Source organism: Leptospira jelokensis, assembly GCF_004769635.1.
Taxonomy (GTDB): Bacteria; Spirochaetota; Leptospiria; order Leptospirales; family Leptospiraceae; genus Leptospira_A; species Leptospira_A jelokensis.
Genome location: NZ_RQGH01000005.1, coordinates 69,458 through 80,702, shown reverse-complemented (window position 1 = coordinate 80,702; position 11,245 = coordinate 69,458). Strand labels below are relative to the sequence as shown.

At 38.7% G+C, this 11,245-nt stretch carries 9 protein-coding genes; 4 read left to right on the top strand and 5 right to left on the bottom strand.

Annotated elements, in window-relative coordinates; all coding sequences use genetic code 11:
• A partial coding sequence (locus EHQ62_RS00915; protein WP_167482816.1) for a hypothetical protein occupies positions 1–896 on the bottom strand: 896 nt, incomplete at its 3' end.
• Between the two features lie 116 nt (positions 897–1,012).
• The gene (locus EHQ62_RS00910; protein ID WP_135640386.1) at positions 1,013–2,596 is read right to left on the bottom strand and encodes a hypothetical protein; all 1,584 of its coding nucleotides are present in this window, start codon (positions 2,594–2,596) and stop codon (positions 1,013–1,015) included.
• 155 nt (positions 2,597–2,751) lie between these two features.
• On the opposite strand from EHQ62_RS00910, the gene EHQ62_RS00905 reads away from it, so the two are divergent.
• Together EHQ62_RS00905 and EHQ62_RS00900 are read left to right on the top strand one after the other, a co-directional pair.
• Positions 2,752–4,281, top strand: coding sequence for a hypothetical protein (locus tag EHQ62_RS00905; RefSeq protein ID WP_135640385.1), 1,530 nt, complete (start codon positions 2,752–2,754; stop codon positions 4,279–4,281).
• A gap of 101 nt (positions 4,282–4,382) precedes the next feature.
• On the top strand, positions 4,383–5,411 hold the full coding sequence (locus tag EHQ62_RS00900; protein ID WP_135640384.1) for a glycosyltransferase family 2 protein: 1,029 nt from the start codon (positions 4,383–4,385) through the stop codon (positions 5,409–5,411).
• 62 nt (positions 5,412–5,473) lie between these two features.
• Here EHQ62_RS00900 and EHQ62_RS00895 read toward each other — a convergent pair whose 3' ends face one another.
• Positions 5,474–7,015, bottom strand: a complete 1,542-nt coding sequence (locus EHQ62_RS00895; RefSeq protein ID WP_135640383.1) for a phosphatase domain-containing protein — start codon at positions 7,013–7,015, stop codon at positions 5,474–5,476.
• A gap of 53 nt (positions 7,016–7,068) precedes the next feature.
• Between EHQ62_RS00895 and EHQ62_RS00890 the strand changes: the two genes are divergently transcribed.
• Complete coding sequence (locus EHQ62_RS00890) at positions 7,069–8,841, top strand: UbiD family decarboxylase (protein ID WP_135640382.1); 1,773 nt, start codon at positions 7,069–7,071, stop codon at positions 8,839–8,841.
• 164 nt (positions 8,842–9,005) lie between these two features.
• Positions 9,006–9,977 carry an ADP-glyceromanno-heptose 6-epimerase gene (gene rfaD / locus EHQ62_RS00885; protein WP_135640381.1) on the top strand — a complete coding sequence of 324 codons (972 nt, stop codon included), beginning with the start codon at positions 9,006–9,008 and terminating at the stop codon, positions 9,975–9,977.
• A gap of 3 nt (positions 9,978–9,980) precedes the next feature.
• On the opposite strand, the gene EHQ62_RS00880 is transcribed toward rfaD, so the two are convergent.
• Both EHQ62_RS00880 and EHQ62_RS00875 read right to left on the bottom strand, forming a co-directional pair.
• Complete coding sequence (locus EHQ62_RS00880) at positions 9,981–10,280, bottom strand: ArsR/SmtB family transcription factor (RefSeq protein ID WP_015677962.1); 300 nt, start codon at positions 10,278–10,280, stop codon at positions 9,981–9,983.
• A 160-nt stretch (positions 10,281–10,440) separates the two neighbouring features.
• The gene (locus EHQ62_RS00875; protein ID WP_135640380.1) at positions 10,441–11,208 is read right to left on the bottom strand and encodes an SDR family NAD(P)-dependent oxidoreductase; all 768 of its coding nucleotides are present in this window, start codon (positions 11,206–11,208) and stop codon (positions 10,441–10,443) included.
• Positions 11,209–11,245 lie beyond the last annotated feature (37 nt).

Sequence of the window (11,245 nt, the reverse complement as noted above, 5' to 3'; positions counted from 1 at the left end):
ATGTATAATTTAACAATAGCTTTTAATTTATTTATATATAGAAACGAAATTAGAATTGTTGCAAAGGTCACATAACCCAAGTGAACACTATTATGGGTAACACCAAAAGGTGCGTAGCTGTCGTAAGTTGAAGCTGTTGCTGTAAGGTTAAAAATAGACAAAAGTGTATTTGAGTAGAAAACATTTTCTATTAATTCTCTTTTTGGATAAAGTTCTAAATTTGTATATACAAACCAACCATAAACAAAAAATACAAAAATCACAAAAGAAACAATGGCGAGGGTAAACTTCCAGAATCCATTTCTTTTTAAGGAGTTGTGAATATGGGAAATAGAGAATGTTTTTAGATCCTCTTTCTGGAAAAAGGTGATGAAATAGATAAGAAAACTAAAATACAATAAATACACACCGAAATAGGTGCAAGAAAAGAACTGTAAAATGAGCGTAATCGTAATAAAATAGAGGTATATAGATTTTTTTGATTCTATAAATTGAGTGATTAGTGCAAATAATATTGGGAAACCAAATGCAAATTGATTTTGTATATGTACATACTGTATCGCAAAAAAATGACCTGAAGTATAGAGGATGGAACCGAGAATTGAATTGAAAAAAGAAAATTTCAAAACTTTTGTGAGGTAAAAAAAACTAAAAAAGTTTAATGCCGATGAAATAAAAAAGACTCCATTATATGATAGTGTTTGAGAGCTAAGAATTGCCTTTAGGGAATAGTAGATGGTAGTTGGGAAAAATAAAGTTTCAGTAAACAAGGAAGTATATTGATAGGGATAAAATCCAACGCTTTTGTATATTGAGGTTGCATTACCTCCTTTTAGTAGATTTTCAAAATTCTGTAAGTTTTTTTCAAAGAGGGTGATGTTTAGTAAATTATCCATCCCATCCCCGATGATTTGGTCAAAAATAGGAACAAACCTGAGTTTGATTGTTGGCAATGCGATTGAGATTATGACTAAGATCAGAATTTTATAAATATGATTCATATGTAATATATTTAATTGTTTATTTTGATACAATTGGATTTATTTAAATTTGGCCAAAATGGTAGATTTTTGAAATCGAATGCTTTTTCGAAATTTGAATTGTATCTGCAGCTGTTCCATAGCGAAACAGATTCTTTTTGGTTTGTTCCGTAAAATTGGATCCCAAACGAAAAGACGATGAGCAATAGCAGGCTGTATTTGATTTTGCCATGTTGCAAGGAATCAAAAGGAAGAAGGGAAAACATTAAGATAGAGAAAAGGTTGATATCTGTTAAAAACCTGCTTCCGTAAGAGTGACCGCCTTCCCAAAAGATATATTTAGAATAAAACAGTAAAATAAGAAGTTGGGGGAGGAACAGAAGACCTAATAGAGTTTTATTCTCTATTTTCTTATAAAGAAGAAATGGGAATAATAGAAACGGAGAAAAAAAATAGTAACCGAAACCAGGGCTTATCGTAAGACCGATCAAACCTTCCAGAAAGTGAGATTGAAATAAATCTGAGTAACCAGCTAAGGCATATGCTTTTTTATGAAGGTTATAACCTCCCATTACATCATCGTAATAATGAAAATTTATGATTCCAAATAGGAAAAGGGATACCCCAAAAATGATTCCGCTAAATATAAGTTTCCATTTCAATTCTGTGAAATTTTGCAAACAATAAATAACAGGAAAGGATAGTAAGAAAATGGAACTTGGACGCGAGTAGATTAAAACTGCTGCTATGAAACCAATCAAAAGAAATTTAAAGATGTTTTGAGATTCGTGAAAGAGTAGATACAATAGAATTGAAAGGAAAAATTCTATTGTTGTGTGTTGCCAAAGTGCCTGTGACGAATTGGAAAAATGAGAAGTGCAAAACGAATAAAGGATGACTATAATAAAAGCTTCATATTTTGTTTTTGAAAATGGCTTTTTTTGCAATATTAAATATAAGAAATAAGCAGATAAAGTTGATAGAAGTGCCGCTGTAAATTTTTCGAGTTGGTAGAGTTTTGGCAAAAGAAATAAAATAGATGATTCTTTTTGGGTTGGATCTAGCGGTAAAAATTCTGTAGGAATCGTAAAAAGTTCTGCAAACAAAAAATTAATAATCCCTGGTGTCCAAGGATAAGAAGGTAAATACTCAAATTTGCCTGGTACCAAATAATAAGGTAAAACTAAAATTTTACCATCTATGTTATGTGGTAAATCAGTAAAATCCCTTTTAAGGAAAGAGAATTCTTCAAGTTTATATTCTTTGTGAATGGTTTGGTTCAATAAATCTTTAAATTCAAAACCGTTAGTTTGATCCAACCACAAAGGAAAAAAACGAGCGGGAATTAAATCGGAAGAAGGCACTGGATTCGTAAAAGATAGGTAAACTAAAAAGATTGCAAAAAATTGAAACTGTGAGTTGCCATTTTTTTGAAAGAGTATAAAAGCCAAATACAATAAACTTACATAACGAATAAATTTAGTAGGTATTTGAAAATTTCCAGTGTAAACGTAAGATAAACTGACAAAGATAAATAGTGAGAAAAAAAGAATTTGGATCCCTAAGAATATAAACTTTCTTAGCGTAAAATTTGAAAACAGGGAAGAGATAGCCATTTTTGAAAACTAGCTTCTGATTTAATCTTGTTTTTTGCTATTCTTTTTAGCCTGGATCATATTTTTTATATATGGAAGTGAATCGGATTTCACAAACGAAACGGAAAATTCCCCTCAAACGATGTGGATAAAAGCTCCCATAAGGAATTAGAAACTTGAATTTTTTTAAGAAACAAACTGTTCTCAATCTAACAAACAGACCTGAATTTCAGATCCTTTTCTTTTTTTCCATACTGGTTCTTATTTTTTATTTTGTAAACTTACCGAATTTTTTGGGGGAGTTTTATTTCTTAACAGATCTTGCGGCCAATGACTTCCAAATCATGGAGATACTGCGAGGGAAATTAGGTTATGGAGCCTATTCGCGGTTTCAATTCAATCACCCGGGGCCAATTTATTTTTATCTTTTGGCACTGGCAGAGACCGTATTTCTATTTTTTGAATCCGAATATGCGCGGTATGCATTCGTGACCTTTTTATCCAATGCCATTTGTATTGGGTTTTCCCTATACCTCATCACGAAACAGTTCAAATCGTATCTCGCTGGTATTATACTCTTTGTTTCTTTTTTATTTGTTACCCATAGTTTGGGATTTCAATTTTTCTTTGAGACATGGACTCCCTATGTGATGGTATGTCCTTTTTTATTGTATCTGATCTCCATCGCCCAGGTGGTTGAGAGACGATGGAAGTTTTTACCCCTTTTTATTTTTCTCGGTTCAATCCTTTTCCAACTAAACATTATGGGTGCAGTTCCCTTTGGAATCGGATTTTTATTCATAACGTACCATTTCTACCAGTGGAAAAGAAAGGGGGAACTAAAGGAAAAAAAAGAGATTCAATTCCAATTAGGACTTTCTCTCGCAGTTCTCTTGGTTGTTTGGTTGCCCGTGTTGGTAGATTTTGTTATCAATTTTCCTGGGAATATAACGAGTGTTCTGCTTTATTTACTCAAGGGTGGTGGGAACAAAAAACCGTTTGAGGTGATTCAGTTTTTGAACCTTACCTTTGGGCAAATGGTTTCGATTCCTTATGCGGGGTTTTTGTATTTGCTCATTGTGTTACTTCCTTATTGGAAACGGTTTCCCAAGGATTCGTTTGCAGAAACATTAAGGAATTTCACTTCCATTTATACATTCATCACCCTTTTAACTTTATTTAGGATGAAGGGTCCAATTGTTCCCCATCTGTTTTGGCATTTTTATGCAGTGATTGCAGTCCAAATCTTTCTTTGCTTTCGGCTCCTTCCATGGGGAAAAATTCCTTTGAAATGGAATACTGGAATCGTAGCTCTTTGTACGATTTTTGCCGTAATTTTTATCGGTACTTTTGGGAAAGTCCCCGCTAAAGAACGGAACCTTCATGTAAAAGAAATATCTAAATTGGTATTGGGACTAAATGATCGTTTCATTTTGCATTGGGAAATGAATGATCGTGACTTTTCCCAAGGGAATTTGGTATTAGGACTTGCATCAAGGCTCAATAGAAGTGGCAAAAACGTTTGTTTGTTAGACCCTTGGTTATTCTTAGTTCCCAAAGCCTACCATTGTAAGGAGATTGATTTGAAAGAGGCTACGGTTTTGTTATTTGAAAGTCCTCCGGCTCCGTATCCAAAACTGGAAATGGTCAATCAGGAAATCCATTTTGAAGGTAGTACCATCAAAGTGATTCCAAAGAAACTTTGAGGCATAATGAAAAGATGCGATTAACTAATTTTTTTATCTTATTTTGGATTTCAATTGTCTTTCTTTCTTCGATCCGAAAACTGGAAATGATCCTTTAATCTATGCACTATTACCTTGTCCCTAGAAAAAAACCAAATCTCCTTTCTCTCATCATTCCTTGTTATAATGAGGAAGAAGTTTTAGACTATCTGAAACAACGGCTAAGAGAAGTAGTTCCAAAACTTGAGGTGAATACCGAAATCATATTAGTGAATGATGGAAGTTCCGATCGTACCATCCTCGGCCTTATGGATTGGGCAAAAGAAGATAAAAATGTTCGTGTCATCTCACTTGCAAGAAATTTTGGCCACCAAATCGCTGTTACTGCGGGCATGGACCATGCGCGTGGGGATGCAGTTGTCATTATGGACGCAGATTTACAAGACCCACCAGAAGTGATTTTGGAGATGCTCACACGGTACAAAGAAGGTTATGATGTCGTGTATGGGCAAAGGCTTGCTCGGTCTGGGGAGTCTTTTTTTAAAAAAATCACTGCTTGGGCATTTTACCGCCTAATGAAAATTTTGGTTCATAAAGACCTACCTTTGGATTCGGGAGACTTCCGATTGATATCCAGAAGGTGTTTGGATGCTTTGAATGGATTACGAGAAAACCATCGTTTTCTTAGAGGAATGAATGCTTGGATTGGTTTCCCTCAAATCCCAGTGTATTACAACCGCGACCCTCGTGTTGCGGGAGAAACAAAATACCCGTTGCAAAAAATGTTAAAATTGGCGATGAATGCTGCCGTTTCCTTTTCCCCTTTACCACTTCGTTTCAGTTTAGGACTTGGGATCGTGGTTGCCTTAATTGGATTTTGTGTGGGGTTGTATGCCCTTTACCGTGCTTTCCAACATTTCATTTTGCAAATGCCAATTGTATACAATCCAGGCTGGGCCACCATTGTGACTTTGATTTGTCTCATCGGAGGTTCCATCCTCATTTCGATAGGGATTTTAGGTGAGTATGTGGCGAGGATCTTTGAAGAATCAAAGGGTAGGCCACTCTATGTCATTGAGTTTATGGAAGGTGGTTTGGCCAAAGGGGGTCTCGGGATCCCATCGCGTTCCAATCGAAAAAAATCTATTTGATCCATTCCGAAATACGACGTTGTCTATGTTAGACGAAAACATAGGTGGCAGAGGATGATTGGTTAACTCGTAAAGGCGGAAGCTAAACTTTCTTTGATCTTTTGCCTAGTGGTTTCCACTTCCTTTGGCAGGGTCAACTCATCAATTTTTCCAAGTAAAAATGATTCATCGACGAGTTTTCCTTCCCATACCTTCCCAATCATTCCCGCAATGACAGATAAAATCTGGTTGGTATCAAGGAAGTTGTATTGTTCCAAGATTAAGGCCATACCCATTGCGCCTTCCGTTCCGTAAAACGCTTGTTTTTTGCCAAATTCAGATTCATACATTCCGTCAGGCAAAGCTTCTTTTACTTTTTGGATCATATCGGCTTCACTGGGACCGTGGCTTGTTCGGTTGATCATGGTTAATGCTACTGGATTTTTAGGTCCATGGATCCTTTGGATTTCTTCAGCATACAATCGGATTTTTTTCGCTGCATCTCTTGTGATTGCATCCCTTCCCAAAAAATTCAATTTGTAGAGGTATTCCTCTAACTCGTCTCCTGTGATTTTCCCCATACAAATCAATTGGTAAAGGGTAAAGATCATAAAATCAGATTCGGTATTATCGCCCAGTAGGATTTCCTTCGATTGTGTTGGCAAATAAATGCGATCATACAAAAGGATGGAGAGTTTATAAGACATTTGGTCAAACAAACTTTGGTAAGAAGCACCTAAGAATTTTTTTGTGCGAGACCAAGCTGGTTTGAATCCATTTTGCAAAAACTCGAGTGGATTGAAAATGGTATCGATGACTTTATCAAAGACACCTTTGATGGTTCCTTCCAAGTACTTTAAATGTAAGGATTCAATTTGGATATTGTCTTTGGCAATGGTGGCAAGCATTGTCCTTCTAAAAAAGTGAGGGCTTGCTGAGATAAATGCCAAAGGAGAATTGTTTGTCGCAATTCTTAGTTCTCTGTACAATTCCGGCATACCAGGAAGCGCTTGTTTTTGGTTTGGTGTTTCGAATAGGGCGGAGAACTTTCCTTTTCCTGAATGGATGTCTGTTGCTAAATAGGTTTGGTCAATGTCTGACGTGACAACAATCCCTTGGTAGTCTTCTGGTAAAATGCGCAGTTTGCCTTTCCCTACAATTGTTGTTTTACCAAGGATTGAATCTTCGGTAGCATTTAAGTGGGCGAGGTCTTTGGAATACTGACGAAAACTATCTAAACCTTCCAATACCACTTGGAAATCATGAAAACCAACGGGCAGTTTGTCTCGTATCTCACAGGAAAAAAATCCATCTTCGTCGGCTTTGATTTTTCCTGAGGTGTAAATGAGTTTGCCTGAACTGTCAAAAACCTCTAGTTTCAAAACTGGTTTTCGGACAGGAGCCAAAGAAAAATCGAGAAAGGGTGTGATTTTAGTTTCATCCCCTTTGAATAAACCGGTCATGAGGTCCCAAAGCCCATCAGCCTTCATGAGGTCGGTAATGCCAACATCGACAACCTGTCCGCGTACATAGGACCTACGTTCTCTGCCGAGAGAGCCACCGCAAACAGCGATTCTTTTGATATCGGTAATGATGGGTTGTGAAGTATTTGGTTCTTGGGACATAGAATTTATGCCCTTAAGCGTCTAAGAAAACAAGGAGCCGTCTATTCCTTTTTATGCCATCACTACGATCTACGAATGATTTTGTCCAACTTTTGCAAAAGGAGGGAGAGCTTCGTGTTGTTTCCGACCTGGTTGACCCCAATTTGGAACTTGCAGAAATCCAAAGGCGAGTGGTCGCTAAAAAAGGCCCAGCACTCCTTTTTACGAATGTCAAAGGGACAAAATTCCCTGTCGCAACAAACCTATATGGATCGGAAAAACGAATCCATTTGGCATTTGGCGAAAAACCGGTCCAAACCATCGCAAGGCTTGCCAAACTCGCAAAAGAAATCTTTCCCCCTACGTTTTCCAAACTTTGGAAAGAACGTTCCCTTGGCCTTTTGCCCTTCCAAGTTGGATTGAAACATGTGAGGCGAGCACCAATCTTGCAAGCGAAAGTGGGAACCGTAGGAGAGCTCCCACAGCTTGTTTCGTGGCCGAAAGATGGTGGTCCCTTTGTGACTTTACCACTTGTGTATACAGAACACCCAAAATCTGGGAATGGAAATTTAGGTATGTATCGTGTGCAACTGTTTGGTGAAAAAACCGTTGGGATGCACATCCAAATCCACAGAGGAGGTGGTTTCCACTACTATGAAGCGGAAAAAGAGAATCATTCCCTCCCAGCCCATGTCTACATCGGTGGTCCACCTGCTTTAACCATAGCAGCCGTTGCACCTTTACCAGAAGAAATTCCAGAACTTGTATTTGCTTCGTTTCTTATGGGTGAAAAACTCCGGATGAAAAAAGACAAGTCGGTTTCACCATATCCCATTGTCGCCGATGCGGATTTTGCTCTCATTGGTTCTATCCCACCAAAATTACGTAGGCCAGAAGGGCCTTTCGGTGACCACTATGGTTATTATTCCTTACAACATGATTACCCGTTTCTAGATCTTTCCCATATCTTGCACAGAAAGGATGCCATTTGGGCCGCCACTGTGGTTGGGAGGCCGCCACAGGAAGACCATTATATCGCTGAGTTTTTGCAAGATTTGTTATCGCCCCTGTTCCCACTGGTGATGCCACAAGTGCTTGGTGTTTGGGCTTATGAAGAATCGGGTGTCCATTCCCTTGCGGCTGCCATTGTCAAAGAACGATATTTCCGCGAAGCCTTTATGGGAGCCCTTCGGATTTTAGGGGAAGGGCAACTTTCACTGACGAAGTGTTTGCTTGTAACAAATGAACGAGTGGACTTAAAAAACTTTTCAGAGACATTCCGTGAGATTACGGAACGGTCTGACCCTCGCACTGATTTTTTTATCTTCAGCAATATCAGCCAAGACACACTCGACTATACGAGTGGCACAGTAAACAAAGGGAGTAAACTCTTGTGGATGGGGATCACAGATCCAAATAAACCCATTCCAAATCCAAACCTTCCCAAGGAATTCAATGGAAGGTTTCAGGACAAAAGATTCGAAAACCCCAAAGTATTTTTACCAGGAGTTCTAGTTGTAAAAGGATCGGAATTCCAACCAAATGATCGTTTGGCGGAAGTTTTACTTTCTGAAGATCTAGGAAATTTCTCTTATGTGTTTTTAGTAGATGATTCGGAAGACGCTGTCAAAACAGATTCCGATTTCATTTGGACCATGTTTACCAGAATGGAACCCGCTTCTGACGTGTATGCAAGGACAGAGACCATTCGTAACCATATTGCTTACCAAGTACCAATTGTTTTTGACTGCCGTATGAAACCTTGGATCCCTGAAGTCCTAAACCCACTGCCCGAAACGGTGAAACTCGTGGACGAACGATTTGGGAAGTGGATTGAATCTTTATAGGTAATGTTCGATGTTTTGTTTTTGGATTCCGTAGAACAGAAGAGCACTGCCTTTATCCCAACTGGTTTGGCGTGGACCTCGTGGCGGTATCCAAAAATCTTTTCCAAAATCCAAGTGAAAAGTTGATAGATAGAATCCCTTAGAAAAAAAGAATCATCAGAGTAATGGCAAAAAAACTCACCTTAGTCACAGGCGGTGCGGGTCTTATCGGCTCACAAATCATCGAAGACCTCAATCATAATGGAAATACGGACATCTTGGTTGTGGACCATTTGGGCACTTCTGAAAAATGGAAAAACCTCCAGAGGAATTTTTTCAGAGACTACTATGAAAAAAACCAGTTTGAATCGTTTTTAGATTCTGGTCATCCAATCCTTTCCGAAATTTCTGAAATTTACCACCTAGGTGCTTGTTCTGCTACCACAGAAAAAGACGCCACTTACTTGATGCAGAATAACTTCCATTATACGAGAAAACTTGCAGAATTTGCTGTAGGGAAAAATTTGCCATTTTTATATGCTTCAAGTGCAGCCACATATGGAGAAGGGGAATTTGGTTATGACGACAAAGCTCCCATTGACAATTTAAAACCACTCAATATGTACGGGTATTCCAAACATCTTTTTGATTTGTATGCCAAAAAAACAAAGATAGCGGACAAACTCATTGGGCTAAAATACTTTAATGTGTTTGGATATGGAGAAGCCCATAAGGGTGACATGCGAAGTTTAGTCCTCAAAGGATACGAACAAATCCGAGATACAGGAAAACTCAAACTGTTTAAATCTTACAAACCAGAATACAAAGATGGGGAACAAAAACGTGATTTCCTCTATGTAAAAGATGCAAGTAAGATTAGCATTTATTTACTCAGTGAACGGAAGTACGGATTGTACAATGTGGGGAGGGGAATGGCGGAAACCTGGAATGATTTAGCTTCCGCACTCTTTCAGGCCATGAACAAACAAGTAAACATTGAGTATGTAGACATGCCCGATTCGTTGAGAGGCAAATACCAATACTACACCTGCGCAGACATGGACAAATTAACCAAAGTAGGGTATCCCTTTGGTTTTACCAACCTCCAGGATGCAATTCAGGAATATGTTCGCCTCTTAGAACTCGAAGCGAAATAATGCTTACTTTTTATACACTTTTACAATGGTTTGGATGAGGTCCTTAAACTTAGCATCTTTCAGTCGATAGAAAACTTGGTTTGAAGATTTCCTTGATTCCAAGATCCCATTGTTTTTCATTTTGCTAAGGTGTTGTGAAGCAGCTGATTGGCTGGTTCCTAATAGTTCAACAAGTTCGCCAACGGTCTTTTCTTCTTTGGCTAAAGTGTAAAGGATGAGTAAGCGGATTGGGTGGGCAATGCCTTGGATGCCTTTGATCGCTTGTTCCAATTGTTGTTTCGAGAGTTCTGTTTTTATTTTCATCGGTAAGGATTTCCGTTATATCCTTATGACGAAATCATCCTCAAATTACCTACGAAAATTTTACGTGCGGTTAAAAAAATGATCAATTGACTGAACGATCTGTCCAAAATCTTTTTTACCTCTCTTGCTATAAAAAGAGGCAAAAAAGATTTAATCGAAGTTAGATTCGTACACCACCTGAAATTTCTAAGACCACACCTGTGACCAAATCATTCATGATGATAAATTCTGCGGTAGACGCAATTTCATCTGGTTCCCCAAGCCTTCCGACTGGGATGATGGATTTCCACTTTGCAAGTGCTTCTGGGTTCATGTCTTTTAAAACCATTTCGGTTCCGATAAAACCTGGAGCAATCCCTGCCACTCGGATTCCAAACTTCGCAAGTTCTTTGGACCAAGTCACCGTCATCGCAGCAACACCTGCTTTTGCAGCACTGTAATTCGTTTGTCCTGAATTTCCATGCATGGCGATGGATGCAATGGGGATAATGACTCCCTTTTTTTGTTCCACCATTTTGGCTGCCGCTTCTCTACCTGTTAAGAAGACACCGGTCAAATTGACATCGATGACCGACTGCCATTGGTCAATTCCCATCTTGCCTTTTACTTTGCCCGTTTCTTTGTCGACCCGAACAAGGAGGCCATCACGGAGAATGCCTGCGTTCAGAATGGCAACATCTAGGCTTCCTTGGAAAGCACAAGCTTCGTCCATGAGCCGAATGCTGTCTTCTTCTTTGGCCACATTGGCAACGATGCCTTTGGTTTTAATCCCTTCTTTTTGGAAGAGGGAAACGGTTTCGTCCAATAAATCTTTTTGGATGTCTGAGAGAATGATATTGGCTCCCGACTTACCCAATCGGTAAGCCATTGCCTTTCCGAGTCCACCAGCCGAGCCAGTGACGAGAATGTTTGCACCTTTTAGTTCCATGTCCGCCAGTTTCAAAAACAGCGGAACCTAGGTCGAT

Excerpts from the sequence above, each read along its gene's own strand:
- EHQ62_RS00890 (WP_135640382.1), top strand. The coding sequence starts at position 7,069 with ATGCCATCACTACGATCTACGAATGATTTTGTCCAACTTTTGCAAAAG.
- EHQ62_RS00880 (WP_015677962.1), bottom strand. The coding sequence starts at position 10,280 with ATGAAAATAAAAACAGAACTCTCGAAACAACAATTGGAACAAGCGATC.
- EHQ62_RS00910 (WP_135640386.1), bottom strand. The coding sequence starts at position 2,596 with ATGGCTATCTCTTCCCTGTTTTCAAATTTTACGCTAAGAAAGTTTATA.
- EHQ62_RS00895 (WP_135640383.1), bottom strand. The coding sequence starts at position 7,015 with ATGTCCCAAGAACCAAATACTTCACAACCCATCATTACCGATATCAAA.
- EHQ62_RS00900 (WP_135640384.1), top strand. The coding sequence starts at position 4,383 with ATGCACTATTACCTTGTCCCTAGAAAAAAACCAAATCTCCTTTCTCTC.
- EHQ62_RS00875 (WP_135640380.1), bottom strand. The coding sequence starts at position 11,208 with ATGGAACTAAAAGGTGCAAACATTCTCGTCACTGGCTCGGCTGGTGGA.
- rfaD (WP_135640381.1), top strand. The coding sequence starts at position 9,006 with ATGGCAAAAAAACTCACCTTAGTCACAGGCGGTGCGGGTCTTATCGGC.